This window comes from Nocardioides marmotae (assembly GCF_013177455.1).
Lineage (GTDB): Bacteria > Actinomycetota > Actinomycetes > Propionibacteriales > Nocardioidaceae > Nocardioides > Nocardioides marmotae.
In genome coordinates this window covers 2,354,482-2,370,530 of record NZ_CP053660.1, presented here as the reverse complement: position 1 = coordinate 2,370,530, position 16,049 = coordinate 2,354,482, and the positions used below count along the sequence as shown (strand labels likewise).

The 16,049-nt window shown below is 69.8% G+C and carries 17 protein-coding genes and 1 pseudogene; 10 read left to right on the top strand and 8 right to left on the bottom strand.

The genetic code is table 11. The features are described 5' to 3' along the window. Positions 1-3 precede the first annotated feature (3 nt). The 5 genes from HPC71_RS11455 (at position 4) to HPC71_RS11435 (ending at position 4,198) form a co-directional block, all read left to right on the top strand. Positions 4-897 carry a DUF58 domain-containing protein gene (locus tag HPC71_RS11455; protein ID WP_154614167.1) on the top strand — a complete coding sequence of 298 codons (894 nt, stop codon included), beginning with the start codon at positions 4-6 and terminating at the stop codon, positions 895-897. Beyond that, positions 887-1,357 carry a hypothetical protein gene (locus tag HPC71_RS11450; protein ID WP_154614169.1) on the top strand — a complete coding sequence of 157 codons (471 nt, stop codon included), beginning with the start codon at positions 887-889 and terminating at the stop codon, positions 1,355-1,357. The genes HPC71_RS11455 and HPC71_RS11450 overlap by 11 nt, the downstream gene beginning before the upstream one ends. After that, entirely contained in the window at positions 1,348-2,313 is a 966-nt protein-coding gene (locus HPC71_RS11445; protein ID WP_154614171.1) for a VWA domain-containing protein, read from the top strand. Before HPC71_RS11450 ends, HPC71_RS11445 begins: the two co-directional genes overlap by 10 nt. Continuing rightward, positions 2,310-3,260, top strand: coding sequence for a vWA domain-containing protein (locus HPC71_RS11440; RefSeq protein ID WP_154614172.1), 951 nt, complete (start codon positions 2,310-2,312; stop codon positions 3,258-3,260). Before HPC71_RS11445 ends, HPC71_RS11440 begins: the two co-directional genes overlap by 4 nt. A 101-nt stretch (positions 3,261-3,361) precedes the next feature. Then, positions 3,362-4,198 carry a hypothetical protein gene (locus HPC71_RS11435; protein WP_154614174.1) on the top strand — a complete coding sequence of 279 codons (837 nt, stop codon included), beginning with the start codon at positions 3,362-3,364 and terminating at the stop codon, positions 4,196-4,198. A 362-nt stretch (positions 4,199-4,560) separates the two neighbouring features. Here HPC71_RS11435 and HPC71_RS21250 read toward each other — a convergent pair whose 3' ends face one another. Then, positions 4,561-5,010 carry a relaxase domain-containing protein gene (locus HPC71_RS21250; RefSeq protein WP_154614176.1) on the bottom strand — a complete coding sequence of 150 codons (450 nt, stop codon included), beginning with the start codon at positions 5,008-5,010 and terminating at the stop codon, positions 4,561-4,563. Positions 5,011-5,277: 267 nt separating this feature from the next. After that, the gene (locus HPC71_RS11425; RefSeq protein WP_253943693.1) at positions 5,278-6,267 is read right to left on the bottom strand and encodes a DMT family transporter; all 990 of its coding nucleotides are present in this window, start codon (positions 6,265-6,267) and stop codon (positions 5,278-5,280) included. Here HPC71_RS11425 and HPC71_RS11420 point away from each other — a divergent pair. Continuing rightward, positions 6,236-7,648: an aminotransferase-like domain-containing protein gene (locus HPC71_RS11420; protein ID WP_154614178.1), complete on the top strand. Its 1,413-nt coding sequence runs from the start codon at positions 6,236-6,238 to the stop codon at positions 7,646-7,648. The two genes, HPC71_RS11425 and HPC71_RS11420, sit on opposite strands and share 32 nt — an antisense overlap. 134 nt (positions 7,649-7,782) lie before the next feature. On the opposite strand, the gene HPC71_RS11415 is transcribed toward HPC71_RS11420, so the two are convergent. Next, a complete protein-coding gene (locus HPC71_RS11415) occupies positions 7,783-8,514 on the bottom strand; it encodes a hypothetical protein (protein WP_154614179.1) in 732 nt (243 codons plus the stop codon). Between the two features lie 316 nt (positions 8,515-8,830). Between HPC71_RS11415 and HPC71_RS11410 the strand changes: the two genes are divergently transcribed. From HPC71_RS11410 to HPC71_RS11395, 4 genes and pseudogenes are all read left to right on the top strand, one after another. Then, positions 8,831-9,061, top strand: a complete 231-nt coding sequence (locus tag HPC71_RS11410) for a hypothetical protein (protein ID WP_139071059.1) — start codon at positions 8,831-8,833, stop codon at positions 9,059-9,061. Positions 9,062-9,063: 2 nt separating this feature from the next. After that, the gene (locus HPC71_RS11405) at positions 9,064-10,095 is read left to right on the top strand and encodes a serine hydrolase domain-containing protein (protein ID WP_171896708.1); all 1,032 of its coding nucleotides are present in this window, start codon (positions 9,064-9,066) and stop codon (positions 10,093-10,095) included. A 92-nt stretch (positions 10,096-10,187) separates the two neighbouring features. After that, positions 10,188-10,448: pseudogene (locus HPC71_RS11400) on the top strand (integrase core domain-containing protein); the annotation flags it as partial. A gap of 31 nt (positions 10,449-10,479) precedes the next feature. After that, a complete protein-coding gene (locus HPC71_RS11395) occupies positions 10,480-10,653 on the top strand; it encodes a transcriptional regulator (RefSeq protein ID WP_154614181.1) in 174 nt (57 codons plus the stop codon). 294 nt (positions 10,654-10,947) lie between these two features. Here HPC71_RS11395 and HPC71_RS11390 read toward each other — a convergent pair whose 3' ends face one another. The 5 genes from HPC71_RS11390 to HPC71_RS11370 form a co-directional block, all read right to left on the bottom strand. Continuing rightward, the gene (locus HPC71_RS11390; RefSeq protein WP_154614183.1) at positions 10,948-11,562 is read right to left on the bottom strand and encodes a hypothetical protein; all 615 of its coding nucleotides are present in this window, start codon (positions 11,560-11,562) and stop codon (positions 10,948-10,950) included. Between the two features lie 65 nt (positions 11,563-11,627). Beyond that, positions 11,628-13,019: a glutamate decarboxylase gene (gene gad / locus HPC71_RS11385; protein WP_154614185.1), complete on the bottom strand. Its 1,392-nt coding sequence runs from the start codon at positions 13,017-13,019 to the stop codon at positions 11,628-11,630. Positions 13,020-13,124: 105 nt separating this feature from the next. After that, positions 13,125-13,562 (bottom strand): hypothetical protein, encoded by a 438-nt coding sequence (locus HPC71_RS11380; RefSeq protein ID WP_154614187.1) that lies wholly within the window; start codon positions 13,560-13,562, stop codon positions 13,125-13,127. Between the two features lie 5 nt (positions 13,563-13,567). Further along, the gene (gadC, locus tag HPC71_RS11375) at positions 13,568-15,055 is read right to left on the bottom strand and encodes a glutamate/gamma-aminobutyrate antiporter GadC (protein ID WP_154614188.1); all 1,488 of its coding nucleotides are present in this window, start codon (positions 15,053-15,055) and stop codon (positions 13,568-13,570) included. A 264-nt stretch (positions 15,056-15,319) separates the two neighbouring features. Next, entirely contained in the window at positions 15,320-16,042 is a 723-nt protein-coding gene (locus tag HPC71_RS11370) for an IclR family transcriptional regulator (RefSeq protein WP_171896706.1), read from the bottom strand. Positions 16,043-16,049: the final 7 nt, after the last annotated feature.

Sequence of the window (16,049 nt, the reverse complement as noted above, 5' to 3'; positions counted from 1 at the left end):
GCCATGGCCCTGCTCAACCGCATCCGGACCCGGGCCGAGCTCGTGGCCCATAGTCGGGTCCGCACCTTGCTCGACGGCCGGCACGCCTCGACCTCCCACGCCCGCAGCCTCGACTTCTCCGACTTGAGGGCCTACGTGCCGGGCGACGAGGTCGCCGACATCGACTGGAAGGCGTCGGCGCGCCACGGCGACCTGCTCGTCAAGCGGCACGTCGCCGAGCGGCGCGCCGTCGTGGTGCTGGTCGTCGACACCGGGCGGGAGCTCGCAGCAGCCGCTCACTGGGACCCGACGACCACCGACCTCAAGCGCGACGTCGCGGTGACGGCGGCGGGCCTGCTGGGCTGGATCGCCCTGCGGGCCGGTGACCACGTCGGCCTGGTGCACAACGGACCCGACGGGCCCCGGGCCAGCCGCCCCAGCACGCGCGAGGTCGACCTCGAGCGGATGCTGGTGGAGGTGGTCGGCTCCAGCGCCCCGGACGCTGCCGGACGACGCACCCTGGACCTGCTGGACCACGCGTCGGTGGCGCTGCGTCGTCGCACCCTGATGGTCCTGGTCCTCGACGACCTGGAGTGGGGGCCGGAGGTGGAGCACCGCGTGGTGCGCCTGGCGGCCCAGCACGAGGTGGTGGTGCTCACCGTCGCCGACGTCGACCTCACCGAGCCCTTGCGCCACGGCGTCGCGACCGTGGACGTCGGCACGCGCCGCGCCGTACCGGGCTTCGCAGCCGACCACCCGGGCCTGGTCGCGGAGCTGGCGGCCGCGGACGCGGCCCGGCGGGAGCGACGTGATGCTGCCCTGCGGAGGCTGGGCCTCGCGCACGTCGACCTGGCCCGCCTCGACGAGGCGGTCCCCGCCCTGCTGACGCTGATGGAGCGGAGACGTCGTGTCCGATGAGCTGGACCGCATCAACCCTCCGGTCCTCTACGCGACCGGGTGGTGGTTCGTCCTCGCCGGCTGCGTCATGACCGCGGCGGTCGTCGGGCTGCTGGTGCGCCGCGCCCTGGGAGGGAGGGACTGGGGCGAAGGCATCGACGTCGAGCCCCTGCGCGACGCCACGCTGGCTCGCATCGGCGAGCTGTTGGAGGCCGCGGCCGACGGGGACGACGACGTGCGCCGCGACGCGGTCACCCGCGTGGGTGCGGAGGTACGACGGTTCCTCGGCACCGTCACGGGCACCGACCTGGACTACACCACCCGCGCGCAGTGGGTGGTCGCCGCCGACCGCGACCCCCGGCTGGCGCCCGCGGTCGACCTCCTGGTCGAACTCGGCTACGCCGTCTTCCGACCGGAGGGCGACGTGGACGTCGCCGCGCTGGGGATGCGCGCGGTCGAGGTGGTGACCACATGGCGCTGATCCAGTGGTGGGTGGGCGCCGCTGTCCTGGGGGTGGGCGCCGCGGTGGGTCTCCTCGCGTGGCTGCGCCCCCCGCGTGCCCCGGGCGACCCCGGCGTCCTCGTGGCCGCTGCCGGCCGACTGCGTCGCCTCCCGTCCTGGGAGGCGACGCTGCGCCGGGAGTCGCGGCGGCGGGTCCTCGCCGTCGCCGGGGCGGCGGTGGCACTCGCGGGGCTGGCGCTGCTCGGCTCCCGGCTCGTCGCGGTGAGCGACGACTCGGAGGTGATGCGCCAGCGCGACGTGGTGCTGTGCATGGACGTCTCGGGATCGATGGTGCCCGTGGTCGAGGACATCGTCGACACCTACCGCGCGCTGGTCGACGAGCTCACCGAGGAGCGGATCGGCTTCGTGATGTTCGACGCGAACGCCGTGACCGGCTTCGCCCTGACCGACGACCACGAGGAGGTGGCCGCGCGCCTCGCCGCGGCCCGCGAGGAGCTGGGGGGCGAGGAGCCGGTCGCCGGGACCACCGCCCCGGCCTCGGGGTCCTCCCTGGTCGGTGACGGTCTGGCCAGCTGCGTGCAGCACTTCGACCGGCCGCAGGAGGAGCGGGCGCGCACCCTCGTCTTGGCCACGGACAACCTGGTCTCCGGCGACTCCATCTACACCCTCCAGGAGGCCACCGACCTCGCCGTCGAGCGGGACGTGATGGTCTTCGGCATCACCCCACGGGGGACCCAGGCGAACGCGGTCGCCGAGCTGCGGGGCCAGATCGGGCGGACCCACGGCGACGTGCTGCTGCTGACCGCGGGGGAGGCGACCAACGCCGCCGTCATCTCGATGGCCGTCGCCAAGCAGGAACGGGCGGCGCTCCTGGCCACCGCCCAGGAGCACAGCTTCGACGTCCCGGCTCCCGGCGTGCTCATCACCTTGCTGGGGCTCGGGATGCTCGCGGCCGCCGAGAGGAGACGGCCATGACCTGGCAACCCGACTGGTGGCTGGTGCTCACCACAGCGGCCGCCGCGATCACGTTCGCCGCGATCGCGGCACGCAGGCGGCGCGGGTCCCCGCGAGGCACCAGGGCGAGGGACCTCGTGCAGGTCGTCGTCGCCCTGGGGCTGGTGCTCGTCGCGCTGCGACCCTCGGGGCAGCACGAGCGCGAGGTCCCGGCGGAGAACGCCGTTGACCTGGTGGTGATGCTGGACCGGACCGCCTCGATGGGGGCCATGGACCACGCCGGTGGGCGCTCACGCATGGAGGGCGCCGCCGAGGACCTGGTCCAGCTCGTCGCGGGTGCCGCGGGCGCCCACGTCTCGGTGATCGTCTTCGACGACACCGCTCGCCTCCTCGTGCCGGCCACCACCGATGTCCGGAGCGTGGTCACGACGCTGGGCACCGTCGGATGGCGACCCTCGGCGAAGGCGATGGGCTCGGACGTCTCGGTCGGGGTCGAGCTGGCCCACGAGACGTTGACGAAGCTCGCCGCCCAGCGGCCCGGCAACGACCGGGCGCTGGTCTACGCCGGCGACGGCGAGCAGACCCAGTCGACGGCACGAGGATCCCTGGCTGCGTTGGCCGAGCTGGTCGACGAGGCCTGGGTGCTCGGCTACGGCACCAGCGCGGGCGGGGTCATGCCGGTCGCGCCGGGCGCCTCGGAGCTCGTCTCCCGCGACGGGGTGGAACAACGCTCCGTGCTGGACGAGGAGACCCTGCAGGAAATGGCCGAGGAGCTGGACGGGTCCTACGTGCACCGCACCGGGGGAGGGACGCTCCCCGACGTGGCCCGCCCGGCGGGATCCGCGGCGCGCGAGCTCGTGCCGGGGGCGGACTACTACTGGGTGGTCGCCTTGGTCCTGGTCCCGCCCCTGCTGGTGTGTCTCGCGGTGGCGGTGCGGCGCTGGCGCGCCGTGAAGGAGGAGCGGTGAAGGTGACGAGGCGACCCCCAGCACAGGAGGTCGGCACCCACGGCCGTCTCACCGATCCGGTGAGGGCACGGGCACGACGCCGCGTGCGTCGGACCGGCGGCGTGTGCATCGCAGTGGTCCTCGCTGTCGCGGCGTACCTGGGCGTGCTGGTCACGAGCGCCGTGGCCGGCGATCGGGCGTGGCGGGAGGGCGACCACGCGGCGGCGGAGCGCTGGTTCCGGGTGGCGGATCGCATCGACGTCGTCGAGAGGTGGAAGGCGCCGTACGACGTCGGGGTCGCCGTCTTCTCCCAGGGCAGGTGGCTGGAGGCGGCTGAGCTCTTCGGGCGGGCGCGCACGGACGTGCCGCAGCACTCGCTGTGCCGGGTGGCGCTCAACGAGGCGCTCGCCCTCGAGGTCCTCGGGGACCACCTGGAGGAGGCCGACGACCCCGCAGGGGCCAAGGCACGCTGGGCCCGGGCCCAGCAGGTGCTCGCCGAGGCCCAGGGCTGCTCGACCGACGAGGCCGACGCCGCCGACGCCGACGGGGAGTCGAGCACCTCGGAGGGGGCGGGGGAGTCACGGTCCTCGGACGACTCCGAGGGTGATTCCGCGGAGGAGGGGGAGGACGGCGCCGAGGGCGACTCCGAGGGTGAGTCCGCGGACGAGGGGGAAGGCGATTCGGAGGGCGACGCGTCGGCGGACGGTGGGAGCGAGGCTCACAGTGAGGGCGAGGCGAAGCCCTCGGAGGCCGACCAGCTGCAGCAGGCCGCGCAGCGCCTGCGGGAGAAGCTGTCGGGGGCACCCCGCGGAGAGGCTGAGCCGCAGGCGGAGGCCTCACCCGAGGACAAGGCGGCTCACCTCGAGAAGCGCGGGACCGGGGCCGCCCGACGCCGCGCCGTCGAGCAAGACAACTCGGCACCCACCGAGGGCGGGAGATCCGCTCAGCCGACCTGGTGAGCACAGCGGGAAGCGCGAGTCCCTCGGTGCGTCATGGTAGCGGCCGGCGTAGGGGCGCGGGCCTACGCCAGAGAGGTCGCCCGCCTGGTCCGCGACCATCGTTCGAAGTTGAGTCCCCGATAGTGGTGTAGCGCGGTCGGCTCAGCGCGGTCGCGCGGACTGGGAAGGGCGCGCGCCGCCGACGTCCGTGCCGCACTTATTCACCGTTTATTTCGGCGAAAGCGGGCAAGTCATGTCCTGCTCCGGCATCCGCAGTGAACGCATGGCGTGCTGTTTCCGCAGGTCAGCGCAGAGATGGGCCAAGGCGGCGGGCGTCTTGGGTCCGGTCGTTCTTGCACAAGGGGTCGCAGGTTCAAATCCTGTCAGCCCGACCGAGATACCGCCCCTGACCTGCGGAGCCGCAGGTCAGGGGCGGTTTGGCATTTGACGTGCGGAGGGCTTATTGCCCACTTATTCCCCATAAATTCGGGCAACTTGCCGCCGTCTGCGCGTCTAGGACCTCTCGAGCTCGTCGAGGACATGAGCGACATCGGCGGCGATGGCCCCTGAACCACAACGTTCTCGCGGATGGACGCCGCATCCGGATGGCGCCCTTCACCGAAGAGACTCTTCATCTGAGCCTCGGAGACCGTCACACCGTGTGACAGACCGACCCCCAGGAGTCCGGAACCCCACCAGCGGCCAGGCGACTCGCCCTTCTCGGCGTAGTAGTCGGCCAGGCCAGAGGCCCCGCGATCAGTCGCGTCCTGCACCGCTACCTGCCGGGTCAGGTAGGTGTACCCGTCTCCGGCCGTCAGCTTGTGAACGCTCATCACGGCCTCAGTAGCAACGCGCCGGCCCGGGCTCCGGCCGCCGGCCGTCGGGGCACCACCCCTGTGGTGCATGAGGTGTGTGGGCTCGAAACTCTGTGGCTGAGTGAGCGCTGGCACGAGGAACGCTGGCGTCTGGGTGGCGGGACTGCCGAAGGTCAGGTTGTCACCGTGCTGTCACCTGTCCGTGCAGCAGTCCCGTGCTCACGGTCACTACCCGTGCAATAGGGACACACCCAGTAAGACGCACCCTGCGTTTGTGGATCGCGGCTACAAGTGGACGCGGGCAACGCGTCGCTCAGCTCCCGAGCGGTCGCCCAGCCTCACACGAATGGCGCTTCCGGCGAACAGGACAACGACGAGGCCTCCGACGATCGTTGCCCAGGTGAGATGCTCGTTGAGCAGGAGTCCTGCCCAAACGATGCTCAGGACGGGCTGCACGAGCTGGACCTGGCTGACCTGGGCCATCGGACCGATGGCCAGCCCTCGGTACCAGGCGAAGAACCCCAGGAACATGCTGACCACGCCGAGGTAGGCGAAGGAGGCCCACTGCTGCGGTGTCCCGTGGGGTGTCTCTTGCGCTGCTGAGACGACAGTCAGGCCGACCATGAGGGGCGCGCAAATGACGAGGGCCCAAGACACGGTCTGCCAGGCGCCCAACTCGCGCGCCAGCAGGCCTCCTTCGGCGTACCCGACGGCGGCGGCCATGACGGCGCCGAACAGCATCAGGTCAGCCCAGTGGAGTGAGCCCCACCCACCGCCCTGGGCGGACGCAAAGACCAGCGCGGCCGCAGCACCCGCGCCGGCGGCAGCCCAGAACGCCGTGGGTGGTCGTTCGTGACCCCGGAGGACGGTCATCACCGCGGTGGCGGCTGGCAGAACCGCGATGACCACGGCCCCGTGGCTGGCGGGCGCGGTGGTAAGCGCGAACGAGGTGAGGAGCGGGAAGCCGACCACCACACCGCCACCCACCAGGGCCAAGCGGGGCCACTGCCGACCCTGCGGGAGGATCTGCCGGCTCACGACCAGGCACGCGATGGCCAGTACGGCCGCGACCACCGCCCGTCCAGAGCCGATGAACAGGGGCGAGAGACCGTCGACGGCCACCCGGGTAAACGGCACTGTCAGTGAGAACGCCGCTACTCCTAGGAGCCCCCACCAGAGACCGGCCTGCGGCGCGTCCGAAACCACGGGCCGCGTCGGGAGAGTAGCGCTACTGTTGTCGCTCATGAACAACGATAGCAGTTCGAGGATCGTCACGGCGCTCCGCGACTGGATCAGCACGGCGCCCCCCGGGAGCCAGCTTCCCTCGACGCGCGCGCTCGTGGCCGCGCACCAAGCCAGTCCAGTGACCGTGCAGCGCGCCCTTCGGACGCTGGCCAGTCAGGGGCTCATCGAGAGCCGGGCCGGAGTGGGGACGTTCGTCCGGGCCGTACGCACCCTGCGACCGGCCGACTACGGCTGGCAGACCGCGGCCCTGCGCTCACCTCATGCGCGCATCCAGTCGGTCGCCACCGCCCTGCGCAGCACGCCGAACGACGTCATCGCCCTGCACTCGGGCTACCCAACCCGCGAGCTCTTGCCCGAGCGACTGGTCCGGGCGGCACTGACACGCGCCGCCCGCACCGACGCCGCGGTCACCAGGTCACCGGCCGCTGGCCTCCCCGAGCTGCAGTCGTGGTTCGCCCACGAGCTAGGAGCGTCAACCCCAGCGGGGCTCAGCCCGCCCGCACCCAGCGACGTCATGGTCCTGCCTGGAAGCCAGAGCGGCCTGAGTTCGGTGTTCCGCGCCCTAGTGACACCGGGTCAACCCCTGCTGATGGAGTCACCGACGTACTGGGGCGCCATCCTGGCCGCGCAGCAGGCTGGCGTCTGGATGGTCCCAGTGCCAAGCGGTCCGGCGGGACCGGACCCAGCCGAGCTGGAACGCGCGTTCCGGGAGACGGGGGCCCGTGTCTTCTACGCGCAGCCGAGCTACGCCAACCCCACCGGAGCGCAGTGGTCGGCGGAGCTCGGTGTCGCCGTCCTGGACGTCGTGCGCGCACACGGCGCCTTCATGGTCGAGGACGACTGGGCCCACGACTTCGGCATCACCACCACCCCCACGCCCGTGGCCGCCCACGACGACGCCGGCCACGTCATCTACCTGCGCTCGCTCACCAAGAGCGTTTCTCCCGCTATCCGCGTCGCCGCGGTCATCACCCGGGGGCCTGCCCGAGAGCGGATCATGGCCGACAGGGGCGCCGAGTCGATGTACGTCAGCACTCTGCTCCAGGCCGCGGCCCTCGACGTTGTGACGCAGCCGGGCTGGCGCAGCCACCTACGCACCCTGCGCCAACAGCTTCACGACCGCCGCGACCTTCTTGTGGATGCCCTCCAAGAGCACGCTCCCGAGATAGCCCTCGTCCATGTGCCGGCCGGAGGGCTCAACCTGTGGGCCCGGCTCCCAGACGGCACCGACGTCGATGGACTCGGTCGGGACTGCGAGACCGCGGGCCTCATCATCGCCCCCGGCACCGAGTGGTTCCCCGCCGAACCCGCAGGACCGTTCGTCCGACTCAACTACTCAGGCCCTAACCCTGCAGCCTTCCCCGAAGCCGCCCGCATCCTCGCCCAGGCACTCGCCAAGAACATGCCTTGACCCGGTCCGCGCCGCAATCTCCACAGCGCCGCCCCGTCCAATCGGCGCCCGATCATCGGCTGATCCCTACGTCCGACGCGGCGGTAAGACGCTCGCCTGCGCGCGGATCGCGGCAGATCCGGACGAGCCGCTCCCTACTCGGCGAGACCTAGTGTGCTGCCCAAGTCCGACCATTTCGTGACGTGTTGCGACTGCCAGCGTCGCATCGGAGTGCGTCTGTCGATTCGCTGAGGAAGCACCGTGATGTCCTCCGGGTCACCTGGATCGCCAATGAGTAGAAAGCCCCAGGCCTCGTCGTCCCTTCGAGGTGTTGGGTCGAGAACCGCCGGGAGACGGTGTGCCCGACGCAACTGGCGGTCGGTGCCGTCCCAGCTCACCAAGGTCACGCGGGGGTAGCGCCCTCCCTTGTCCTCGGTCACGCCGGTCACGCGAAGCAGCACGCGACGCTCGGCGACGTTCACCGCAACGTGCTGTCCCTCTTCAAGACTGGTGTCCGCCTTGGTGCGGGGGCGAATCCGCCTAGGAGGCGGTGGCACCTTCTCGAGCCGTTGGCGCAACTTGAGCAGGGCAACCTGGCGCCGCTTTCGCATCTCGGGCGCCCATCGGGCCAGCTCGTCTGAGCTGTCGATAATCGCGATGGCGCGTTCGAGGACGGTTGGGTTGATATGTCCACTGCTGTGCTGTGCTGCTGCGAGACCGAGCCAGAAGTCGTTGTCGTCGACTCCCCGGTCACCGACTCCGTACTCGTTCTGTAGTCGGTGCGTCGCGTCCTCGGCAGACAGCCCGCCGGCGATGAGGTCCCGGAAATCGTCGCGGAGGTCGCTCGCGTCATCGTTGCTGTGAATGCCGACGCCCCACGAACCCATGACCTGATTCTGGCCCATACCAGTGCACGCTCATCGGCACGACAGCGCACGAAGCCCGGCATGGTCGGGCGGATGCCCGCTGAGCGGAATGGTCGGGCGGATGCCCGCTGGGCGGAATGGTCGGGCAGAGCCCGTATGGCGGCCGTGGAGTGCGTTCAGGAACCATCCGACCAGTTGGGAGCCCAGGCAACGAGTCGGTCAGCGAACCCGTCGGTGTCGTGGGGCGAGCGAATCGGGCGACCGCGGTAGAAGGAATGCCGCTGCGGGCAGTCAACGTAAGTTGACGACCATAGAGAAGTCAACTAGGGTTGACCGCATGGCCGATGTTGATCTTGCATGGATCACCGAGCACACCGATCCCCTCCAAGCGTTGCGCGAAGCGACCGCGCTGCGCCGCCGACTGGAAGGACACGAAGAGGTCCTGGTCCACCGTGCCCGCGTGTCAGGGACCACGTGGGCGCAGATTGCCGAGGCGCTCGGCGTCTCGAAGCAAGCCGTCCACAAGAAGTACGGGGGCCGGCACCTGTTCGGCCGCACGGAGGCATGACGATGATCAACTCGCTCCTTGACGATCTGTCAGGACGAACAGCGCAACGACTCGGCGCTGGACAGCGTGGTGTCGTGGTGGTGGGTGCGCTGCACGGCAGGCAGTCCGCAGTGCACGGCGCAGATCCCGGCACGCAGTTCGAGATCGGTTCCATCACCAAGACGTTCACCGCGCTCGCCTTGGCCCAGCTCGCCGTGCGCGGCGTCGTGGGGCTGGACCAACCCCTGAGCGACCTCCTACCTCGTGACATCACGGCCCCCCAGCGCGGCGGCGAGGTCATCAGGCTGAGGCACCTGGCCTCCCACACTTCTGGGTTACCAAGGCTTCCCAAGGGGACCCTGCCACGGGGCCTGTTGCGAGCAGACCCCTACGCCGGATGCACCGGCGAGCTCCTGATGGACGGGTTGCGGCGCACCCGTTTGCGATCGGTGCCCGGCACCCGCTTCTGCTACTCCAACCTCGGCGCCGGCTTGCTCGGATTCGTCCTGGCACGCCACACCGAGACCGACTACGACTCGCTCGTCCAGGCCGAGATCTGCCGGCATCTGGGCATGACAGACACCCGCGTGGTCCTCGATCTCGAAGGCGCAGCCCGGTTGGCCCCCGGTCACTCCCGCACGGGACGACCACGCCCACCGTGGCACCTGGCCGCCCTCGCCGGTGCCGGCGGCCTTCACTCGACGGTTCCCGACCTGCTCAGGCTCGCGCGGGCCCACCTCGGCCCCGCCCCCGAAGAACTCGCCGAAGCGATCGCTCTCAACCGCACGACCGCGCACCGCATCAACGCACGAGCTGCGATCCATCCCGGCTGGATCGCAGCCAACCTGCCCCGCACCCAGCATCGAGTCATGTTCCACAGTGGCGGCACGGGTGGATATCGCAGCCTGCTGGCTATAGCCCCCGAACACGGCGCCGCAGTCGTGATCCTCAACGCCAACAACCGACCCGTGGATCGTCCCGGCCTCAAGCTGCTCGGGCAGATCATCGACTCCGGACCCGGATTCGGGTCCGATCCCGTCCCGGCCGCCGCCTGACCGACCTGACGTGGGTAGAGAGCTCGGCGAAGTAATGAAGCGCCCCAGGTTTGATGCCGCTCCTGTTTGAGTCCAGGAGGATGAGCAGCATGCCCTCGATCGGCACTGTTGCCGACGCCTACGACAACGCCCTGATGGAGTGCGTGATCGGGCTCTACCAGACCGAGTGCGTGCGCACCACGGTCTTCCATGCCGGCCCGCTGCGGACCATCGGTGACGTCGAGTTCGCCACCGCCGGCTGGGTCGACTGGTACAACAACCGGCGCCTGCACGGCACCCTTGGGATGATGACCCCGGTGGAGTTCGAGCGAGCCCACTACGCGACTCTCAACCGAGAGCCGCACCCCGTATAGAAGCGGCGGAGAACCCGTGACGGTTCACTCCGTGCTGAGCAAGCACCTGAAAGTCCTTGAAGACGCCCGCTATATCGAACTGAGAAAGGGAACGGTCGCGACGCGCACCCGCACATGGGCCGGACTCACGAAAGAGGGCCGCGTGGCCTTCAAGGGCCACATCGCGGTACTACGGACGCTCGCCGCAAGCGCGGACGCGCTGTAAGAAAGCGCGAACTGCGATCTCCGCGGCGCCGTGTGCCATGGAGGGATGGGAGCCAAGTGGGTACCCCTTCGGCAGCAACCACAGCGCCAGCAACCCGAGCGGGAGTGCGACCGATCCGCGTGACGCCACACCCCACCGGCTCGCCATGGGAACACAGTGCGCTCAGTCGAAGCCTTGACGGCGACTCCGAGGCAGCATCGCCAATGTTGGTCAGACGGCGGGGCGGACCCAGCAGGTCGTGCTCGTGCCGGAGAGCTGGTGCTCCACGGTACGGGCCACCGCCGTCGGCTGAGGTCACTGCAGGACGTTGACCGCCCGGGCCACGACGAGGGCCATGACGCCGAGCGACGTCACCGCCTGGATCGACATGACAGCCTTCGCCCACGGCACCAACGGCATCACGTCGGTCGGGCTGAAGGCGGTGGCGTTGGTCAGTCCGAGATAGAGGTAGTCGACGAACCGCGGCCGCCAGCCCTCGGGGCTCACCTCAGGGGTCAGCTGCTGCGGGAAGGCGAGGTCCGGAGTGCGCGGCATCCGCTCGGCGCGAGCAGCCGCGCCGCCGCAGTCGAGCTCGAAGTAGAGCAGGGCGCATGCGATGACGCTGCCGAGCCAGACGCAACCGCCCGCCCGCAGCAGCTCGCTCGCCGAGTCCGTCTCGGGCCCGTTCGTGACGATGTCGTGGACGAGCCGCACCATCGACCAGCTCGAGGCGAGAGCCAGCACGGCGATCAACGCGATCGACGAGGCACGCAGGATCGTCGTACGTCGGCTGATCCGCCCCGGATCACCCGCGATCAGCACCACCAGCAGCAGGCCGGCGGTGCTGGGAAGCACCCAGGGCTCCGCGAGGCGCAGGTCGTCGGGGAGCTGGGCGGTCAGGCCCATGGCGACGGCGACTGCCGCCGCCATGGGCCAACGTGTCTCCCCGTAGGGATCCGTCGATCTGGAGCCGGAGCCGGATCCGGCGCGCCTCCTCACGCGTGGTTGAAGCTGGTCCCTTCCTCCGCCGTCAGCGACTCCTTCGGCGCGTGCTTGTCGAGCATCGCCATCGACCGGCGGTAGTCGTCGAGCAGCAGGGAGGCCATGTCACGGCTGAAGTCGTGACGCACCAGGACGCGCTGGATGGCCAGGTCCTCGCGGTGTGGCGGCAGCGTGTACGCCGGCACCTGCCAGCCGCGGGTGCGCAGCCGGTCGGCGAGGTCGAAGAGGTTGAACCCGTGGTCGACCCCCTCCTTCAACTTCCAGGTGAGCCCGGGGATGCCCCCGTGACCGTCGTAGATCAGCTCGAAGGGCCCCATCGCGGCGATCTCCCCGGCGAGGTATCGCGCGGTCTCGTAGCCGGCCTCGTGGATCTTCCGGTAGCCCTCCCGCCCGAGCCGCAGGAAGTTGTAGTACTGCGCGACGATCTGGCCGCCTGGACGCGAGAAGTTGAGGGCGAAGACGGCCATGTCGCCGCCGAGGTAGTTCACGTGGAAGACCAGGTCGTCCGGCAGGTCCTCGGCGTCGCGCCACACGACCCAGCCGACGCCGAGGGGCGCCAGGCCGAACTTGTGGCCGGAGGCGTTGATCGACTTCACCCGCGGCAGCCGGAAGTCCCAGACCAGGTCCGGCTCGACGAAGGGGGCGATGAACCCGCCGCTGGCGCCGTCGACGTGCATCGGGATGTCCAGGCCGGTGTCCTTCTGGAGCTTGTCCAGCGCAGCCGCGACGTCGGCGACGGGCTCGTACTGGCAGGTGAAGGTGACACCCAGGGTCGGGACCACGCCGATGGTGTTCTCATCCACCCGCGCGACCGCCTCCTCGGGCGTCATCAGCAGCCGGTCGCCCTCCATCGGGATCTCGCGCAGCTCGACGTCCCAGTAGCGGGCGAACTTGTGCCAGCAGATCTGCACCGGCCCGGTGACCAGGTTGGGTCGGTCGGTCGGCAGGCCCGCGGCGCGCCGCCGCTCGCGCCACTTCCACAGCAGCGCCATCCCGCCGAGCATGGCGGCCTCGCTGGAGCCGGTGGTCGAGGTGCCCATCGTGTCGGCGGCGTCCGGGCTGTTCCAGAGGTCGGCGAGCATGTGCACGCACCGCGCCTCCAGCTCGGCGGTCTGGGGGTACTCGTCCTTGTCGATCATGTTCTTGTCGACCGACAGCGTCATCAGCTCGTTGATCTCGGGCTCGACCCAGGTCTGGCAGAACGTCGCCAGGTTCTGGCGGGAGTTCCCGTCGAGCATCAGCTCGTCGCGCACGACCTGGAAAGCGTGCCGAGGAACGTGCTCGTCGTCGGGGAAGCGATACTTCGGCATCGCGGTCGACAGGTCGGTCGAGGCGAAGACGTCGTCCTCGAGAGCGCCTCGGACTGAGTTCTTGTTGTGCAACATGTAAGTCGACTCCTCAGGTCCACGCGTTGGTCGCGCGGGTAGGTGTGTCATGCATGGCTACTGCTCGGTCGCATCTGTTGTGGGTCCAGCTCTCGCCACCAGGTCCTACGGGGTCGGGACCGTCTCCTCGGTGTCGAGCTCGTCGACGAGGTCCTCGAAGTCGCCGAGCTGGTCGGGGCAATAGGTCTCGATGACGGCCAGGTCGTAGCTGACGAGGCTCGGGTCCAGCACGACCCGGCGGAGGTTGACGGAGTTGTTGCCGAACTGCGAGAGGGCCAGCTGTTGCTGGAGCTCGCCGACGTTCTCGCAGCTCACGCCACCGTCGGTGCCGTAGAGCGCGGTCGCCGTCTCGGTGTCGACCGTGGACAGGCCGCTCGCGGCCAGGCGGTCGTTGAGCTGGCCCGCGAGAGTGCGCGCCTCGTCGCCCCCGGAGTCCGACGCGCTCCCTGCTGCGGAGCAACCGGAGACGCCCAGCCCCACTCCGAGGACCAGGCTCGCCGCGCACACGGAGGAGCGGACTGCACGTGCATGCTTGGTGATCATCGGACTCAGGCCTCCTGACCCTGGCCATGACCCTGCGGGCCGTGGGCATCGGTGCCGTCCGGGGTGGGCTCGATCTTCCACTCCGGCTTCCGCAGCCGGTAGAGGACGAAGGGCCACACGCCGAGGAGGACGATGCCGGCGACGAGGATCAGGATGTAGATGCTCTGTGGTGTCGAGTCCGCGTTCCCCGAAGGTTCGACGAAGCCGAGGATGAAGGCGGCCAGGCTGGCCACGAACCCGATGGTCCCGACCACGGGCATCGCCGGCGACCGGAAGCCGCGCTTGACGTCCGGGTGCGTACGGCGGAGCTTCATGGCCGCCAGGAACATGATCATGTACATGATCAGGTAGAGCTGCACGGCCATGGCGGTGAGGATCCAGAAGACCGACTGCACCGACGGCAGCACCGCGAACAGGATCGACAGGACCGTGACGATGAGTCCCTGAGCCACCATGATCGGGACCTGCATGCCCCGGCTGTTGGTGCCCTGCAGACGCGGAGGGAGGTAACCGTCCTTGCCCACGAGCAGCAGACCCTTGCTCGGTCCGGGGATCCAGGTGACCACCGAGGCGAGGATCCCGATGACGATCAGCAACGCCATCACCGTGGTCCCCCAGGACATCCCGAGATGGTTGAAGAACACGTCGAAGGCCTGCAGCACGCCCTGGGTCAGGTTGACGCTGGACCCCGGCACGCCGACCGAGATGGCGAGCGTCGGCAGGATGAAGACGAACAGGATCAGCACGACGGAGAGGACGATGGCCTTCGGGAACTCCTTGGCGGGCCTGCGCATCTCGGTCACGTGGACCGCGTTCATCTCCATGCCGGCGTAGGAGAGGAAGTTGCTGACGATCAGCACGATGCTCGCCAGGCCGGTGAACTTCGGGAACCACTCCGCGTCACTGACCGCGGGCAGCTGCGACTTTCCTCCGTCGGCCAGGAAGATCACCGCGAAGACGATCAGGGCCGTGGCCGGGACGAGCGTCCCGACCAGGAAGCCCCAGGTGCCCACCTTGGCGAACGCGTCGACGCCGAACGTGGCGATGAGGGTGGAGACCCAGTACACGACCAGGATGACCAGGCCGGTGAAGAGCCCGGAGTTGGCCAGGCTCGGGTCCCACACGTAGGCCAGCGCCGAGGCGAAGAAGGCCAGCTGGGCCGGGTACCACGCGACGTTCTGCATCCACTGCTGCCAGATCGCGAAGAACCCGATCTGGTCGCCGTAGGCCTCCTTGACCCACGCGAAGACCCCGCCCTTCCAGCCACTGGCCAGCTCGGCGGCCACCAGTGCCACCGGCACCATGAACAGGATCGCCGGCAGCACGTAGAGGAAGATCGAGGCCCAGTCGTAGGCGGCCATCGCCGGGAGCCCGCGCACGCTGGCGACCGCTGTGGCGATGAGGATCGCCATCGAGGTCCAGCTGATGAACGTCCGGCCCGGATCCGCCGCCTTGCCTGGTGCCGTCGGTTGATCGTTTCTGTCAGTTGCCATCTCAACGCCTTCCGATGGTCGTCACGGCCATCGACGTTAGGAGAGCTTCCTGCGCTGGTCATCCCTCAGAATGAGTGACAAGTGCGGACCGCGGATCGGCGGCGAAACCGGACCGGAAGGTGATCGCCCGGGCGCACGCCAGGGACCATCCGGCGCCTCGCGGCGCGGCTGCGGGGTCGAGCGGGTGTCGGAGCGCGTCCGATGGGCCGGCCGGCCGATCGGGGCGTGGTCAGGGACCGGGCGGGCGCTGCCGGCCGGGTCCGCTCAGGCGCGCATCTGGCGCGAGAGCGACCGGGCCACCTTGCGCAGCCGGGCGACGACGTCCTCGGTCCGCTCCGCCGGGAAGCGCTCGGCGGGGGCGCTCATGCTGATGCCGGCCGGCAGGCCGATCCCTTCGATGACCACGCCCACGCAGCGACCGGAGTCCTGGTTCTCCGCCTCGTCCAGGCCGTAGCCCTGGCTGCGGACCTGCTCGAGCTCGCGGAGGTAGTCCTCCGCATCGGTGATCGTGTGGTCGGTGAACCGGGGCATCCCCGAGGCGGCCAGCACCGAGCGGACGCGGTCCTCGGGCAGCGTCGCGCAGATGGCCTTCCCCAGGGCCGTGCTGTGGACGTAGCCGCGCTCGCCGACGCGGGCGGCCAGCCGCATCATGTGCGCGGACTCGGCGACGACGTTGTGCACGATGAAAGCGCCGTCGAGGACCCCGAGGTTCGTGGTCTCCTCGAGCTGGTCGCGCAGCTTCTCCAGCGCGGGACGGGCGAGCTCGGTGAGCCGCTCCATCGCGTGGGTGCTCTGCGGGCGGAACGCGAGACCGAGGCGGTAGGCGCCGGTTTCCGGCTCCCGCTCGATGTAGCGCCGGGCCTCCAACGCACTGAGGTAGCGGAAGGTGGAGCTCTTCGGCATCTGGGCGCCCTCGGCGACCGCCGACAGCGGTACCCCGGTGGAGGAGTTGGCGAGGATGTCGAGGATGTCGCAGACCCGATCCACTGCTCGG